Source organism: Paenibacillus phytorum (assembly GCF_013141715.1).
Classification (GTDB): domain Bacteria; phylum Bacillota; class Bacilli; order Paenibacillales; family NBRC-103111; genus Paenibacillus_E; species Paenibacillus_E phytorum.
This window is the reverse complement of sequence record NZ_WHOA01000237.1, coordinates 1-16607: the sequence shown is the minus strand read 5'-3', so window position 1 is coordinate 16607 and position 16607 is coordinate 1. Positions and strand designations below refer to the sequence as shown.

15 protein-coding genes and 2 other annotated features are annotated in these 16607 nt (G+C 49.6%); of the genes, 13 read left to right on the top strand and 2 right to left on the bottom strand.

Features of this window, described 5'->3' with window-relative positions; all coding sequences use genetic code 11:
• Window positions 1-66 precede the first annotated feature (66 nt).
• A complete protein-coding gene (gene ku / locus GC098_RS32545; protein WP_171648009.1) occupies window positions 67-936 on the bottom strand; it encodes a non-homologous end joining protein Ku in 870 nt (289 codons plus the stop codon).
• 161 nt (window positions 937-1097) lie between these two features.
• On the opposite strand from ku, the gene GC098_RS32540 reads away from it, so the two are divergent.
• From GC098_RS32540 to GC098_RS32505, 8 genes are all read left to right on the top strand, one after another.
• Window positions 1098-1283, top strand: a complete 186-nt coding sequence (locus tag GC098_RS32540) for a hypothetical protein (RefSeq protein ID WP_171648007.1) — start codon at window positions 1098-1100, stop codon at window positions 1281-1283.
• A complete protein-coding gene (locus GC098_RS32535; protein WP_171648005.1) occupies window positions 1280-1462 on the top strand; it encodes an H-type small acid-soluble spore protein in 183 nt (60 codons plus the stop codon). Before GC098_RS32540 ends, GC098_RS32535 begins: the two co-directional genes overlap by 4 nt.
• Before the next feature lie 162 nt (window positions 1463-1624).
• Entirely contained in the window at window positions 1625-2176 is a 552-nt protein-coding gene (gene tsaE / locus GC098_RS32530; protein WP_171648004.1) for a tRNA (adenosine(37)-N6)-threonylcarbamoyltransferase complex ATPase subunit type 1 TsaE, read from the top strand.
• Entirely contained in the window at window positions 2173-2997 is an 825-nt protein-coding gene (tsaB, locus tag GC098_RS32525) for a tRNA (adenosine(37)-N6)-threonylcarbamoyltransferase complex dimerization subunit type 1 TsaB (RefSeq protein WP_171648002.1), read from the top strand. Before tsaE ends, tsaB begins: the two co-directional genes overlap by 4 nt.
• On the top strand, window positions 2997-3503 hold the full coding sequence (gene rimI / locus GC098_RS32520) for a ribosomal protein S18-alanine N-acetyltransferase (protein WP_171648000.1): 507 nt from the start codon (window positions 2997-2999) through the stop codon (window positions 3501-3503). Before tsaB ends, rimI begins: the two co-directional genes overlap by 1 nt.
• Window positions 3504-3573: 70 nt before the next feature.
• Window positions 3574-4644 (top strand): tRNA (adenosine(37)-N6)-threonylcarbamoyltransferase complex transferase subunit TsaD, encoded by a 1071-nt coding sequence (tsaD, locus tag GC098_RS32515; RefSeq protein ID WP_171648184.1) that lies wholly within the window; start codon window positions 3574-3576, stop codon window positions 4642-4644.
• Window positions 4645-4718: 74 nt separating this feature from the next.
• Window positions 4719-4969 (top strand) — a binding site (T-box leader).
• A gap of 117 nt (window positions 4970-5086) precedes the next feature.
• Window positions 5087-5357, top strand: a binding site (T-box leader).
• Between the two features lie 359 nt (window positions 5358-5716).
• A complete protein-coding gene (locus GC098_RS32510; protein ID WP_171647998.1) occupies window positions 5717-7288 on the top strand; it encodes a 2-isopropylmalate synthase in 1572 nt (523 codons plus the stop codon).
• 367 nt (window positions 7289-7655) lie between these two features.
• The gene (locus GC098_RS32505) at window positions 7656-10103 is read left to right on the top strand and encodes a hypothetical protein (protein WP_171647996.1); all 2448 of its coding nucleotides are present in this window, start codon (window positions 7656-7658) and stop codon (window positions 10101-10103) included.
• A 580-nt stretch (window positions 10104-10683) separates the two neighbouring features.
• Here GC098_RS32505 and GC098_RS32500 read toward each other — a convergent pair.
• Window positions 10684-12636, bottom strand: a complete 1953-nt coding sequence (locus tag GC098_RS32500; RefSeq protein WP_171647994.1) for an ABC-F family ATP-binding cassette domain-containing protein — start codon at window positions 12634-12636, stop codon at window positions 10684-10686.
• Between the two features lie 151 nt (window positions 12637-12787).
• On the opposite strand from GC098_RS32500, the gene GC098_RS32495 reads away from it, so the two are divergent.
• The 5 genes from GC098_RS32495 (at window position 12788) to GC098_RS32475 (ending at window position 16440) form a co-directional block, all read left to right on the top strand.
• Window positions 12788-13627: an endonuclease/exonuclease/phosphatase family protein gene (locus GC098_RS32495; protein ID WP_171647992.1), complete on the top strand. Its 840-nt coding sequence runs from the start codon at window positions 12788-12790 to the stop codon at window positions 13625-13627.
• 65 nt (window positions 13628-13692) lie between these two features.
• Window positions 13693-14322, top strand: a complete 630-nt coding sequence (locus tag GC098_RS32490; protein WP_171647990.1) for a 5-formyltetrahydrofolate cyclo-ligase — start codon at window positions 13693-13695, stop codon at window positions 14320-14322.
• 16 nt (window positions 14323-14338) lie between these two features.
• Entirely contained in the window at window positions 14339-14827 is a 489-nt protein-coding gene (moaC, locus tag GC098_RS32485) for a cyclic pyranopterin monophosphate synthase MoaC (RefSeq protein ID WP_261306573.1), read from the top strand.
• A 111-nt stretch (window positions 14828-14938) separates the two neighbouring features.
• On the top strand, window positions 14939-15430 hold the full coding sequence (locus GC098_RS32480; RefSeq protein WP_029197035.1) for a MogA/MoaB family molybdenum cofactor biosynthesis protein: 492 nt from the start codon (window positions 14939-14941) through the stop codon (window positions 15428-15430).
• Between the two features lie 14 nt (window positions 15431-15444).
• Window positions 15445-16440, top strand: coding sequence for a molybdopterin-binding protein (locus GC098_RS32475; RefSeq protein ID WP_171648182.1), 996 nt, complete (start codon window positions 15445-15447; stop codon window positions 16438-16440).
• Window positions 16441-16607 lie beyond the last annotated feature (167 nt).

Below are 16607 nucleotides of genomic sequence, written 5' to 3'. Positions count from 1 at the left end.
GAACAAAGCAAAAGCGCTAATCCTTGAAAATCAAGAATCAGCGCTTTATTTGTGTCCTATTCACTTTCACGTTACCGGTTCTTTGACCTTTTTGGCTCTCGGTTTCGCTTTCGGCTTCTTGACCTCAGTGACACTGGCGTCCTCACCTAGCGCTACTTTACCATCCGTCGATTTCGTGGCGTCAAGACTTGCTTGCAGCGCGGCCATGAGATCAATAACACTCGTTTTCTGCAGCGCAGGCGCCGATTGTACTTCTTCTCCAGCCACCTTATGCTCGATTGCTTCCAGTAAGCGACCGCGGTATTCATCTTTATACTTCTCAGGCTCAAAAGGTGTCGATAGCTGGCTGATGAGCATCTTCGCCATTTCCATTTCACGCTCGTTCACAGTGACTTTCTCGGGAAGGTTGGGAACTTGAGAAATCGGACGAATCTCATCCGGGTAAAAAATAGTTTCCATAGCAAGGCAGTTCTCGATAACTCGAATGGCGGCAAGTGAGCTTTTGGAACGGATCGAGACTTTGGCGATGCCGATTTTGCCGGTTTGACGCATAGAGTCCAACAGCAAATGATAGGCGCCAGACCCTGTGTCTCCAGGCCCAAGATAGTAGGTCTTTTGAAAATAAACGGGATCAATATCTGTCAAGTTGACGAAATCCAGAATCTTGATCTCCTTATTCGCTTCACCCGAGATATTTTCTAATTCATCTTTCTCAAAAATAACGAAACGTCCAGGTTCATACTCGTATCCTTTGGAAATTTCCTCCCACTCTACTTCTTTCTCACAAGTCTGGCATTTACGCACATAGGAGAGCGGTGTAATACAAGTTTTATGTATGTAACGCATGGAGATATCCTTATCTTCCGTTGCCGAAAACATTTTCACAGGCACATGAACAAGTCCGAAGCTAATAGCGCCTTTCCAAACCGTATGCATCTCGTGATTCCTCCCCAATAGTCGTGATTGTACTAGTATTCTCTTGAATTAATGGCTTTATACGGTAGGGATTTAAGAGAATAGATGGCCTTGAGAGTGGGTACGTTAAAAACGCAAGTTGATTACCATGAAGCTAATCTATGCTAAGGAGGGATTCACGGATGGCACAAGATTCAAATGCATCCCAAGATACAGACAGTCAAGGGAAAGATGATCATTTCATGGACATTGATCGCATGATTAACGAAGGCTTGGGAGGCGGTAACGTCACCATGCACAATGGATTAATCGAATCCTCGACGACGGATACGATGGATCATCCGGAATCCGTATTGGATGAGCCATGAACATTCATCGCGCTCAAGAAATTTTAGCCGCCGATGAGAAGATTCACGTCGAGTTAAATGGCCTCCCTGTCTGGATCGACAGTGTGGATACCGGCAAAGCAGTTGCCAAAGTTCATGCGGAAGAAAACCCGGCTGATTCTCGGGTTGTGACGGTTCAAGAGTTAGAAGAGGTCCATTAGTGGATGTGAAAGAACAGCAAAAGCCTGCTCCGAGTTATTTCGGGGCGGGCTTTTTCAATTGATTAAGTGAGTATAAGTTTTATACTCTTGCTCCGCATCAATCTTGATAAACGCGCTCGCCCCTAAGGGACGACGAAGTCGTTTATTTTGATTAGAGAGTTGATGTTGCCTACTAGCGAGGACTATAATAGGAGCAGCACGCGCAAACGGAAAGAAAGGGATGAGATCTACTTGCCTCAATCCACATTTACGTACAACTCCCAGCATGAGGAAGATACCGATAAACTAGGGAGATTGCTGGCCGCTTATTTGCAGCCTGGCACCGTCTTTACACTAGATGGGGATTTGGGTGCGGGAAAAACGAGGTTTTCGCAAGGCTTTGCCAGAGCGATGGGAATTACCGAAATCGTCAACTCGCCTACATTTACCATTATCAAAGAATACGAGGGAGCCGAGCTTCCTTTCTACCATATGGATATGTACCGCATTTCCCAAGAGGAAGCGGATGAATTAGGGCTCGATGATTATTTTTATGGAGCGGGTGTTACGCTGATCGAATGGTCAAGCTTAATTGAAGACCTTTTGCCGCCAGAGAGACTAGCTATCACGATCGCCCATCAGGATGATCAAACCAGAGTATTTCACCTGACTCCGCACGGAGCCCCGTATCAGAGCTGGTGTGTACAAATGAAGGAGAACGGACATTTACAATGACAGAACGGACAATGAATTTAGGACGATGCTTGGCCATCGACACCTCAACATCTGCAATGACAGTTGCTATTTTGGAAAATGGAAATATGCTGGGCGAGGTCAGCTCCTACGCTGAACGGAATCACTCGATAGGGCTTCTTCCCCATATTCAAGATTTGCTTGCGAGTTTACATCTCAAACCCAAGGACCTTCAATCGGTCGCTGTGGGCCAAGGCCCCGGTTCCTATACAGGGGTTCGTATTGCCGTGTCTGTTGCCAAAACATTCGCATGGTCGTTAAGTCTTGATCTCATTGGTGTGTCCAGCTTAGAAGCAATGGCACTTGGTGGTGCTATGAAAGAGCAGCGCGCGACAGGAAATGGGCCAACTTGGGTAGTTCCGCTCATGGATGGTAGACGTAAGCAGGCTTTTACAGCAGTCTATGCCTATGAGGGTGCTTCTCCTATGACAGCTAGTGGAGAGCTAGGAGCAAGCTGGCAAGAAGTACTGCCTGATGGCATTCGTGTTATTGGATCTTGGACGGAGCAAATCATTAAGCTAGCAGCCTCATCTGTGCAAGAACAAAGGCCCCATGCGATTCTGTTTGTAGGTGAAACCGAAGGGTTTATAGATGAACTGGAACAATTTGCGCGGGATTGGGACGGAGTTGTTCGTATCCTTTCCTATGGCATTGAAGCGGAATATATCGGGAGACTAGCCTATCCGAGATTGGCTAAAGGGGAGAAGGCAGATGTGCATACATTTGTCCCCAATTACACCAGACTTCCAGAAGCCGAAGCCAATTTACTGGCCGGGATTAAGACGAAGAAAGGGGATCATTGATGATGGAACAGCGACAACCGCAAACAACCGAAAACTCGTTGGTGTTCCGTTCCATGAGAATGGAAGACATCCCTTTTATTTGTGAAATCGAGCAAGAAGCTTTCACGACGCCATGGACAAAAGGTGCATTCGAGAATGAATTAACGAACAATCAGTTCGCTCATTATATGATTATGGATATCGACGGCGAGGTCGCAGGGTATGGTGGCATGTGGCTCATCATGGAAGAGGCGCATGTCACGAATGTGGCAGTTCGGGATACGTATAGAGGACGTAAGCTGGGGGAACGTTTGCTTCGAGAGCTGATGAAAACAGCTGCTTTCTTAGGGGCTATTCGGATGACACTTGAGGTTCGAGCCTCGAACTACGTTGCGCAAAATTTGTACGAAAAAGTCGGATTCCGCTCTGTTGGCGTGCGTAGAGGGTACTACACGGATAATCGCGAGGATGCTGTCATTATGTGGGCGGACTTGCCTAAGAGAAGAAAGGATAGTCTCGGAGATTGAGGCTTTCGGATAGGTGACGAATTTGACTAGAGAAGTAGGGCAAGAGCAAAAGAGTGAAACGGGACAGCGGATAGATACAGATGTACAAAAGGGTGAAACAGGACAACAGCAAAAAGAAGCTCCCGTCACGAAGCCGGTTTATATTTTGGCCATCGAAACGAGCTGTGACGAGACTTCCGTAGCCATTGTCGAAAATGGTAAAATCATTCGTTCCAATGTGATTTCCAGCCAGATCGAAACGCACCAACGCTATGGCGGTGTGGTGCCGGAGGTGGCTTCCCGTAAACATGTGGAGTCGATCACATGGATGCTGGAGGAAGCCGTCGAGAAAGCGGGCGTATCGCTGCAGGAGCTGTCCGCGATTGCCGTAACCGAGGGACCCGGATTAATCGGGGCCCTGTTAGTAGGCGTCGTTGCGGGCAAAGCGCTAGCTTGTGCCTTAGACCTGCCGCTGATTGGTGTTCACCATATTGCGGGACATATTTATGCGAATCAACTTGTGCATGAGCTCGAGTATCCGTTGATCTCGCTCGTTGTGTCCGGTGGTCACACGGAGTTGATTCTGATGGAGGGGCCGGGCCAATTCCGCATCATCGGGCGAACTCGCGATGATGCGGCTGGCGAGGCCTACGACAAAATCGCGCGGGCGATGGGCCTGCCGTACCCGGGCGGACCGCACGTGGATCGGCTTGCACAGGAAGCCGAGTCCGAGATCAAGATGCCTCGCTCATGGCTCGAGGCAGACTCTTACGACTTCAGCTTCAGCGGATTGAAATCCGCTGTGCTGAACGTCGTCAACCAAAGCAAGATGCGCGGCGAGGCCGTTCAAGTCGCGCAGATTGCCAAGGGCTTTCAAGCCTCCGTCATCGACGTGCTTGTGGAGAAGGCTGACCGCGCCGTGCGTGAATACGGTGCGAAACAGCTGCTGCTCGCGGGCGGTGTCGCGGCGAACAAAGGACTGCGCAGCAGGCTCGCCGAGCGCTGCGAGCAGCTGAATGTGCCGCTGCTCGTGCCGCCGCTAGGCCTCTGCACGGACAACGCTGCGATGATAGGCGCAGCCGCTTTCCTCAAGTGGGACAAGCAGGAATTCGACTCCATGGAACTGAAGGCAGAGCCTCAGCTCAAGCTTGAAGAGTGGTAAGGGCAATAAAATAAATTTTCTGACAACTGTATTGACTTTGCCAAAGCTGCATATTATAATCACAATCAATACTTTCAAACGCAACGAACGGGATTAGTAAGGAACAGTAGTTTCGCTCAGAGAGCTGTGCGCTTGGTGAAAGCACAGACGAAACGGTACCTGAACTCGCCCGGGAGCGGTAAGACTGATAAGGATGCCAAGGATCCAGCACCCAAGTAGGTCTTGACGGTTGACCCCCGTGATCAGGTACATGAGTGGTTTCGAGTGTAACAGCTCGGATCAATTAGAGTGGTACCGCGGAAGGTTCAAGCCTGTCGTCTCTTTTATAGAGATGGCAGGCTTTTTTGGTTGTTCTGAAACTTGAAGCGAACATGAACAAATGCGAAGAAGGAATATGAACATATAACCAACTTGATGAACAAGTAGTAAGGAAAACATATACAAAAACGCGATGAACAAGAGTAGTAAGGGCTCACTTGTACGGTACAGAAAGCTGCGGGTTGATGCGACGCAGACCGTGAATGCCCCGAACTCGCTTGGAAGCGGTCATCCTGATCAGCTAGTTTTACGCTGTTAGGGATGAACGGATGACCTCCGTGATCGGGTGACGTAGTTGCAGCAGTTAGTTTTGCTGCACTATGTCTGAGGTGGGCTCCGTGACTTGGAGCCAACAAGAGTGGTACCGCGCTGGGTGAAGACCCGTCGTCTCTTATGTAGAGATGACGGGTCTTTTTGTTGTTTTTTTGAGGTGGCTGAATGACTTATCTCAGCAAGTCTCTGTAACGATGAAAAACATCGCTAAAGTCACAGTCCGCCCAGTATTGGCAGCTGTAGTGATGAAAAACATCCGTAACAAGGAAGCATTTATGGAAACTGCCTCAAAAGAAGTGATTTAAGCATGAAAAACATCACTAAAGTCTCAGAAAAGCCCAAGCTACCTACGTTAGCGATGAAAAACAGCACTAAAGTAACGTGGAGACACATAAGTCAGTCGTAGCACGATTCATTTTCATTTTCAAACCATAAAAGATAATTGCCAGCAGGTCTGGCCCAACCTTGAGGAGGAATAACCATGGAAATCAACAACACAAACACGAACCGACGTATTCGCATTTTTGACACGACACTAAGAGATGGCGAACAGGCGCCAGGAGCCTCACTATATCCGGAAGAGAAGATTCGTATCGCAAGGCAGCTTGCGAAAATGGGGGTGGATACCATCGAGCCGGGCTTCCCGATATCAAGTCCAGGCGATTTTCAGGCGGTGCAGCAAATTTCACGTGAACTGCAAAGCATAGAGATTTGCGGCTTCGCCCGCGCTGTTAAAGCGGATATTGACTCGGCGGTAAAAGCCACACAGGATGCTGCTTCAAGACGCATTCACATGTTCCTGTCCTCGTCGGACATCCATCTGGATTTCCAACTTCGCAAATCCCGTCAACAGGTGGTAGAGATGGCTCGCTCCATGGTCGCCTATACGAAGCAATTCGTTGATCGGATCGAATTCTCACCAATGGACGCAACGCGAACAGGGGACGAATTCCTGTTTGAAGTGCTCGAGGCGGTCATTGCTGAGGGAGCTACTATACTAAACATCCCTGACACTGTAGGTTACGCGCTTCCAGAAGAATATGGTGCAATGTTCCGTAGAGTACGCCAAAGTGTTAGAGGCGGCGACACCGTGGAGTACAGCGCGCATTGCCATAATGATTTGGGCCTTGCTGTTGCGAACAGCCTTGCAGCTATTGCTGCAGGAGTCACACATGTGGAAGTAACTGTTAATGGTGTAGGGGAACGCGCAGGCAACTGTTCTCTCGAAGAGCTCGTTATGGCCATTGAGACGCGTAAGATGACCATGGGCGTGGAAACAGGGATCGTAGCCAGTGAAATTTTTAACACATCCAAAATGGTCAGCCGCATCATGGGCTTCCCCATTGCGTACAATAAGCCGATTGTCGGCCGTAATGCCTTCCAGCACGAAGCAGGTATCCATCAAGATGGGCTGCTGAAAAACCGTAATACGTACGAAATTATGGATCCAGAAAAGCTAGGCATTCCACGGTCCATGATCATCCTTGGCAAGCATTCGGGACGTCACGCGCTGAAGCATCGCGTCGGACAATTTGGCATTGAGCTTACAGGAGAAGAACTGGATACACTGTACACCAGATTCAAAGAAAAAGCAGATGACCAGAAAATGGTGACTGACGATCAGCTCATGGAGCTTGTGGGCTCAACAGTTGATGGGCAAATGGAGCCATTTACACTAACACATATGCAAGTCGTTTCCAGCAGTGATCGCAATCGTGTTGCCTCTGTGTCGGTAAAGAACAATCAAACAGGTGTTGAAAATGTGTACTCGGGGACAGGTGAAGGACCGATTGAAGCAATCGTGCAGTGCCTTCGACAAGCGATTCCGATGGCTGTGGATTTCTCCGATCTGGAGCTTCATTCGTTATCCACAGGTGAAAAAGCAACTGGAGAAGCGGAAGTCACCATCTCAGTGGGCGGCCAAACTTACAAAAATACAGGCATAGACCAGGATGTGCTTGTTGCGGTAGCGAAAGCTTTTATCTCAGCTTGCAACCAAGCTATTCGTATGAAAAATAGCGTATCGGCTCCAACCGAAGCCACGACAGCGTGATAAACGACTAAACAATATCAAATTGTAAGAAAACTTAGATATATACACAGCTTGTGTGCAAAGTTATTCACATACCCTGTGTACAATGTGCATAACTAGTGCAAACCCACGGTTACCAACGATTTTAAAAGAGTACGGAGAAGAATAACTTTTTCACATTTTTTTGTGGACAATGTGGATAAGATTGTGGAAAACGAAGGAATATCGCGGAGGGAGGCGAATTTTGCCTCTCTTTTTTTGTGGATAACGATGTGGATAAGTAATTGGGCATAAAATCATCCCACTTTAAATTATCGGAACAATCCGGCAGTGGATAGCTTTTCACTTGGATGAAAATGCTAAAAGCAAAAACAGTGGGTGAATACACTTGAAAGTAAAAATAGCAGGCATATTTGTGGGTATCTTAACTTTATTGTTAGAGTTGTCCACAGGTGCGGAGGGAATAGCAGCTGGTTTTGACCAATCCATCCACAACGAAGTAAAGTCCAAGCAGGTAACGGTGGTTTCAATACCGGGTTTATCGTTCATGGAGCTCCGACCCGATCAACTTGCGGAGCTCCCCCATTTACGCCGGCTGACGGAGTTAAGTGCAGTTGGGGCTATGAACATTCGTACATCAAGCCGAACGATGAGAGACGTGTATATCTCGTTGGGAGCAGGAGCACCTTCCGTAGGCATTGCAGAAGTGCAGGCTTTTGAAGCAAAAGAAACAAAGCAAGGTATTCGTTTTTCCGAACTTATGAATCGTTACACAGGCTGCTGCCAGGAAGAAAAACAGGTTGAAGCTGACGCAGTACTGGTGCCTGACATCACGTTGCTGCAGCGGGCTAATGAGAACCAAGCATATGGAACAGGTATCCTAGGGGAATTGTTGAAGGAGTATGGTGTTGTTCGTTCCGTGTTGGGAAGCAGTGATTTAGGGAAGAGATCAGGCATCGAAGAAAAGAAATTGCGGCGCTACAGTCCGCTTATGCTCATGGATTCCAATGGTTTTGTGGACAAAGGTGCACTCGGAGATGACGTCTTAACTGTGGTTGTGGATAGACCATACGGTGTTAGTGCCAATTATGCACAATTGCGTTCTTTGTGGGAAAAAAGGAAGCTGTCCGGTATTACACTAGTCGAATTAGGTGATTTGTACAGACTTTACATGGATAAAGAGCATTACAACGAAGAACGTTTCACGCAGTTGAAAGGGCAAGTATTGAGGGAAATGGATCAATGGTTAGGTCAAGTGGTAGCAGGAATGACGGAGGAGGAAAGCATGTGGATTTTCTCTCCGGAAGTGAATAGTGAGGCGGCTAGAGCCAAAGCCTATTTATCTCCTATCCTTCATTACACGAACGACAGCAGAGGAGCAATATTAGTTTCGGAATCTACTCGCAGGCAAGGTGTAGTCACGGCGCAAGATTTCACAAGTTCATTGCTAAAAGAGTTCAATATCCCGGTGCCGAGTGGGCTGATGGGCATTCCTTTATCCTATATGGGGAAAAATGACGTTCTTGCTGGGCTTATCAGGGAACAGAGCAGCATGCAGATGATTTACCGCAGTAGGCCGCTGCTGCTATATCCGTTTGTTACTTATGAAATGCTCGTATTGCTCTTGAGTTTGATGTATGGTCTGTGGATTAAAAAAAGACAGGCAGACACTGGATATCTTGAAGGAAGGGCATTACCTTGGCGCAGGAGTGTGCGTACGCTGCTTTTCTCATTGCCCACGGCGCCTGCAGTTATGCTGTTGATGGGCTGGTTGGTTGTTCCTCTGACAACAAAAATAGGGATAGAAGGAACGATGGGGGTGCTGACTGCCGTTTTTATTGTGTGCACGCTGCTAATTTCTGCAGTTATGGAAAAATGCCGCCTATCCACAGCCATGATCTGGCTTGGTCTTGGGAACGCGTTGATCATAACGCTGGATGGCAGTACAGGGGCCCATGCTATGAAATATTCCATTCTGGGTTATGATCCGATGATCGGTGCCCGCTACTACGGCATCGGGAATGAGTACATGGGCGTCTTGATCGGCGCCCTCGTTCTAGGCGTGACGGCGGTTTTGCAGCGCCGTCATGGAGGTGGGCAGCCCGCGCTGCGCAGGCTTGGTGGGATTGAGCCGCTCCTTGTTGGGAGCGGGAAGAGGGAGGCATCGCCGCGCCTCGGAGTCGCGGCGGCTTCGCCTGCCGCCGCGCTGCTCGCGTGCGGGGCGTTCTTGCTCGTGACGGGGTGCCTGGCGGCACCGTCACTGGGCGCGAACGCGGGCGGCGCCTTGAGCGCCGCGGTCGCCTTCGGCGTAGCCGGCGCGCATTGCTTCGCCGGCGAACGCTGGAGCGAGCTGCGCCTAGGCAGGGGCGCAGCCCTGCTGTCGGCGCTGCTCGCGCTGGGGCTTGGGGCGCTGTGGCTGCTCAACAGCGCCGATTCTCCCGCGGCATTCGCGCGGGAGAGCCATGTCGGGCGTGCGTTTCACGCGCTGCACGCCGGGCACTTCGATCAGATCGGACAGCTGATCGAGCGCAAGCTGCGGATGAACGTGCACTTGCTTCGTGCATCCGCGTGGAGCAAAGTGCTCATCACCAGCCTCTTCGTCATGGCTGTACTTGTGCTCCGTCCCCGCGGCCGACTCCGCTTGTGGCAGCACAAATACCCGTACTGGATGTACGGGTTCTCGGCCAATATGATCGGAGCCATCGCAGCGCTGCTGCTTAACGACTCCGGCATTGTTGCAGCAGCGACGTTGATCATCTTCGTCGCCGTACCGATGCAACTCCTGCGATTGCAGGAGCTGGAAACAGATAATCCCCGCCTCCGAGGCATGGATTAAGGTGAGTGGTCCTTTTTGGACTCTCGTGCAACCTTACGAGCGAGCAGAAACGGGTCTGAGAGAAACAAATAAGCTCTCTCAGCGCGGTAAATCCCCGCTCATAGGGACAAGAATCAGCTGAGAGGTCGTTTTAGATCCCCTCAGGCTGCCTCACGAGCGGAAATGCGTCTGAGAGGTCTAAATTATCGCTCTCAGCTCAGAAAACCCCCGCCATTAAGGCATTGAGCAGCTGAGAGGTCGTGTTAGATCCTCTCAGGTTGGCTCACGAGCAGAAATGCGTCTGAGAGGTCGAAATCATCGCTCTCAGCTCAGAAAACCCCCGCCACGGAGGCATTGACCAGCTGAGAGGTCGTGTTAGATCCTCTCAAGCTGCCTCACGAGCGGAAATGCGTCTGAGAGGTCGAAATCATCGCTCTCAGCTCAGAAAAACCCCGCCATTGAGGCATTGAGCAGCTGAGAGGTCGTTTTAGATCCCCTTAGGCTGCCTCACGAGCGGAACGGAGCCCGAGAGGCCCAATTTCGCGCTCTCAGTCCAACAAATTCCCGCTTCCGAGGCATTGATCCGCTAAGTGATAACCCATCAAGCCAACAAAAGCTCCCACTCCTCATAACAAGCAGCGAGTGCACTCTTCCGCTCATCTACCGCAGCGGTCTTCTCTTGAACGAGCACATAGTTGTTATACACAGCTGGATCAGCAAGCTCCGCCTCCAAGGCGGACACTTCGTCTTCCAGCCGAGCGATGTCCAGCTCGAGCTGCTCCAGCTTGCGCTGGCGGCTGCGTTCTTCGCGCTTCGCCAGTTTGTCTGCTTCATACCCACCACCGCTGGTGGGATCACTTTTTCCAGCACTAGCACCGCTGCCTCCAGCAGCCTTCTTCTCTGCTTCTTTGGCCAGACGCTTCGCTTCCATCTCGGCGAGCTCGGCCTTTTTCTCCACGTAATCGTCGTAGTTGCCGAGATAGCTCGTAAGCCCATCCTTTTGCAGATCGAGCATACTCTCAGCCATTTTGTTCAGGAAGTAACGGTCATGGGAGATGAAGAGGAGAGTACCCTCGTAATCCATCAATGCCGATTCCAAAACCTCTTTACTGTACAAATCCAAATGGTTGGTAGGCTCATCGAGGATCAAAACATTCGCTTTTTGCAGCATTAGCTTTGCTAAGGCTACACGCGCTTTTTCCCCGCCGCTTAAGGCCGCAACCTTTTTGAACACATCTTCGCCGCTAAAAAGAAAGCTTCCGAGCACAGTCCGAATGCGTGCTTCTTCCAGATGCGGATATGTGTTCCACACTTCCTCCAGCACGTTGTTAGTCGGGGTCAGTCCTGTTTGCTCCTGATCATAATAGCCAATCGTGACGCCAGCGCCCCATTTGAAGGTGCCTGCGTCTTGTTTGTGCTGACCAATTAATGTTTTGAGCAAGGTGGATTTACCTACACCATTGGGTCCAATGAGTGCAGCGGTTTCCGAACGACGAAGCTGGAAGGAGACGCCATCGAGCAATCGGTTCTTTCCATCATAGGAAAGCGCCAAACGATCAACCTGCAGCACTTCCTTGCCGGAAGTCTGCTCGATTTCAAAAGAAAACGAAGCCCGCTTCAAATCCCCCATCGGCTTATCGAGTCGATCCATTTTCTCCAGCTGCTTGCGGCGGCTCTGCGCTCTCTTCGTCGTGGAAGCACGCACAATATTGCGCTGAACAAAATCCTCCAGCTTTGCAATTTCATCCTGCTGCTTCTCGAACTGCTTCATTTCGATTTCATAATTAGCTTCTTTAATCTCGATGAATCGGGAGTAGTTCCCGGTATATCGTTTGGAAGCATTTCGCTCAATTTCATAAATAGAAGTCACCAAAGCATCGAGGAAGAAACGGTCATGAGATACGACCAGAATAGCGCCCGGATAGCCGCGTAAATAACCTTCCAGCCAAGTTAGCGTCGGAATGTCCAAATGGTTCGTCGGCTCATCGAGCATGAGCAGATCGGGTTCTTCGAGCAGCATTTTGGCAAGGGCAAGCCTTGTTTTCTGACCGCCGCTAAGCGTTTTGACTAACGTATCTGGAGGAAATTGTCCAAAGCCCATCCCGTGCAAAATGCCGCGGATTTTCGCTTCAATTTCATAGCCCCCATGTTCACGGAACCATTCGGAGCGCTGAGCATAACGATTCATTGTGGTTTCGTACTTTTTTTCATCCGAGATTAGATCAGGATCTGCCATTAACGCTTCAAGCTCTCGAAGCTCTCGCTCTGTTTCCAGCAAGGAACTAAACACGCTGAGCAGCTCGTTCCAGATAGACTTGTCCGTATGCAGTCCACTATTTTGCTTCAAATAGCCGATTTTCGTTTCTTTCGCCTTGAATAAGTCACCGCTGTCATAGGACATTTCGCCGGCAATAATTTGGAGCAACGTCGATTTGCCGGCGCCATTCACGCCAACTAAACCGATCCGTTCCCTGTTTTCGATCTGTAGCGTTATATTGGAGAGTACGGAACGTACCCCATAGCTTTTTGAAATGTTAGAAACCTGTAATAGCATCTGCTGCTACCTCCTGCTTATTAATGAAAGGACCTGATCTTGCCCGCCTTTTCGTTGGCTTATAAATCCCATCAATTCACTAGTATACACCATGCGCGAGGGCATCGTATGCTTAATTTTGCATAGATCAGAATGGGTGGGGGATGGGTAAATGGTACTTTTGAGGCATGCTAAGAATATAGGCTTTATGTTCTTGGTCCTGCTTCTGTTGATATTTCTATGTCAAGGAGTAACAAGCTCATCAGATAATGGGAGGCAGGCCATATCTGCAATTCCCGCGTCTAGTTCAACCACTTCCCCAGCAGCATTCACGATTATGACGTTTAATATCCACCACGGTGAAGGTTTAGATGGTAGAGTAAATATACAACGTATTGCTGAGCTCATTCAAAATGAAAAAGCCGACATCATCGCCTTGCAAGAAGTGGATCGTTACCGCTGGCGCAGCGGGTATGTGGATCAAGCGAAGGAATTGGCCGAGCTTCTTGGGATGGATATGCGTTTTTCACCTAGTTTAACCTATACGGCCGGGCAATATGGCAATGCGATTCTGAGCCGTTATCCGATTGAGGACAGCAGTTATACGCTGCTTCCAGGTAATAAGGAAACTAGAAGTCTGTTAGAGGTAAAAATCAAGGTGAATTCTAAACCTGTTCGAATAGCCACCACGCATTTGGGTCTGACCAAAGAGGATCGAAGCCTTCAACTTGCTCGCATTTCAGAAATGGTAACAAACTATGATGACCCACTTGTTGTCGCGGGGGATTTTAATATGGAATTAGACTCCTTTCCGTTCAAAATAGACACAGATCAGCTCACCAATGTGCCATTACGAGCTGATGTGAAATCGACATTTGTGGATGGAAAAAGGATCGATCACATCTTCACGAATAGGAAAAATGTCCAAACTTCATGGGCGATTCCGACGATATTCTCGGACCATTTTCCCGTAATAACGCTCATTCGACTGAAGTCCCCAGTGCAAGTATAGTTTTTTTCCTTGTTTATGTTAAAATGGGGGAAACCACTCCTCGTTAGGGAAGGGCTGAAGCTAGTATGAACATCCGAGAGCGGAAAATCGAATTACGTAAAGAAATGGAAGAACTGCGCTCCTCCATCATGTCTGAAGAACGTGAAGAGAAGCAGCAGCGCATAAATGAAAGATTGATAAAACTATGCAGCGATAGGCTTCTTGGGCATGGACAGAATGAAACGTCCGCTCCGCCTACGATCATGAGTTATATGCCTTTTCGGTCTGAGCCGGATGTTGCCCCTCTGATGGAATGGTGTTGGCAGAAGGGAATTCGTGTGCTTGTGCCGAAGGTTGTAGCAGATACGAAGACAATGAATTTGCATGTCATAAGCAGCTATGAAGATGTGGAAAGCGGGGCATATGGCATCAGAGAACCTCGCAGCGAGGTGCCGATTGAGCACGATTTGTCCACCCTATCTATGATCTTAGTGCCAGGGCTTGCTTTTGATCTAGATTTCGGAAGACTGGGCTATGGGGGCGGTTTTTATGATCGCTTCATGCAGCTATTTGCTGCGCGCGGGCTTAAGAGACCATTTGCGGTTGCGGCCGCTTTTGATAATCAATTGATTCCTGCGGTTCCTTCTTCCTGGCATGATTTCCGAGTTGACGGGATCGTCACCGAGAGCAAAATGGTCTTCAAATCAGAAACCTAAAATAGAGGTGAGTGCTTTGCCCGATTCTTCCCCATTAACCCATTTTAATGAGCAGGGACGAGCACGAATGGTCGACATTTCGGACAAAACAGAGACGAAGCGTACGGCTACCGCGCGTTCCACTTTAATTATGAAGAGCGAGACGCTCGATTTAATTAAGCAGGGTAAAATGAAAAAAGGCGACGTCCTCGCCGTTGCGCAAGTGGCTGGCATCATGGCCGCCAAAAAAACGTCAGACTGGATTCCGATGTGCCATCCGATTGCGCTGACCGGCATTGATATTCAGTTTGCTGATAATGGCAACAATGAACTATACATAGAAGCAACTGTTCGGACGACGGGTCCGACTGGCGTTGAGATGGAGGCTTTAACAGCCGTATCTGCCGCTGCTCTAACCGTCTACGACATGTGCAAAGCAGTAGAGAAGGATATGATTATCAGCTCCACGCTGCTTGTCCTCAAAACAGGCGGCAAAAACGGGGATTTTCACAGACAAGATAGTTGACAGTGACGCGACTAGACAGATAAAGCACTTTTTTTCATAGAAATGAAAGTCGACGATCACTCAGGTTAGTGGGGTTATCTCATTCAGTTAACAAGGGAGAGGTGACGAAGGATGCACTGGAAAGTTGCGATTTTGACAGCCAGTGACCGCGGTTACCGAGGAGAACGAGAAGACACTAGCGCTCAGGTAATCCGCGAGCTGATTGAAGAGGAAATTCAAGGCGAGATCATCGAATACCGGGTCGTTCCGGATGAGATGGATGAAATCATGGCTTCATTAATAGAAATGACGGATTATTATCAGGCAGATTTGATTTTAACGACTGGCGGTACGGGACTAGCTCCCCGAGATGTGACACCGGAAGCAACGCTCAATGTGATTGACCGAGTTGCGCCTGGTTTTGCAGAAGCCATGCGAATGATTTCGATGCAAAAAACGCGGAAAGCGATGCTTTCCAGAGCGGTATCCGGCATCCGCGGGCGCACGCTGATCATTAATTTGCCGGGCAGCCCCAAAGGCGTGCAGGAGAATCTGATGGCGATTATCGATCAGCTTCCGCATGCGCTGGGGATTCTGACAGGCAAAGAAGGTGACCATGGGTGAGCGAACATGAATCCATGCTGCGAGAAGTCAAGGTCGAAGATGCGATCGGCATGATTTTGCCCCATGATCTTACGCAGATTTTGCCAGGTGAATTCAAGGGACGGCTGTTTCGCAAAGGGCATCAGGTGACGGAAGCGGACATTCCTGCTTTGCTCAGCATTGGCAAGGAGCACATCTATTTGATGGAGCTGCAGCCAGGTTACCTCCATGAAGATGAAGCTGCGCAGCGTATGGCGAAGGCCATTGCTGGGGATGGGCTCACGCTGACGGAGCCGCATGAGGGCAAAGTGAACGTGAAATCGGCGATTCACGGCTTGGTCAAGATCGATAAGGCGTTCGTCGACAGTGTGAACGCTATCGATGAGGTTGTGTTGTCGACGATTCGCAGCAACACGGTCGTTCAGGCAGGCGCTTCGTTAATCGGCACGCGGGTGATCCCGCTGATTGTGGACGAAGCGAAGGTTGCGGAGGTCGAGCGCCTGGCTGCTGCTCGACGTGAGGAGGGCTTCACCTTGCTTGAGGTGAAGCCGTTTCGCAAGCTGCGCGTCGGCGTTATTACGACGGGCAGCGAGGTCTTCAAGGGCCGAATCAAAGATAAATTCGGCCCGGTTGTGAAGGAGAAGCTGGCGCAGCTCGGCTCCGAGGTAGTAGATCAGCGCTTCGTGTCGGATGACAGCGAAGCGATTGTGGGGGAGATCCACGCGCTGCTAGCGCTGGGCGTGGATCTGGTTTTGGTCACGGGCGGCATGTCCGTGGACCCGGATGATCGCACACCGGGTGCGATCAAGCAGGCCGGCGCCCGCGTGGTCAGCTACGGCACGCCGATGCTGCCGGGCTCGATGCTGATGATCGGCTATCTGGGCGATGTGCCGATAATGGGCTTGCCGGGTTGCGTGATGCACGACCCGTACACGTCCTTTGATGTGCTGCTCCCGCGGATTTGCGCGGGCGAGACCATCGTGCGCAGCGACATTACGGAGATGGGTTACGGTGGGTTTTATCAGTGCTAGTGGTAGTCGATGAAATCCTGCTTTTTAAAGCACATTCGGACATTTTACTGCATTTTGTGCAAGTAATTGGATGAATTTGTTTCGTATCTAGCAATTTGCTGCAAAATGTACATCTTTTTTGGCGCTTTGGCGGTATATTGGCTCTTTTTAGCTGATTTTGATGTACA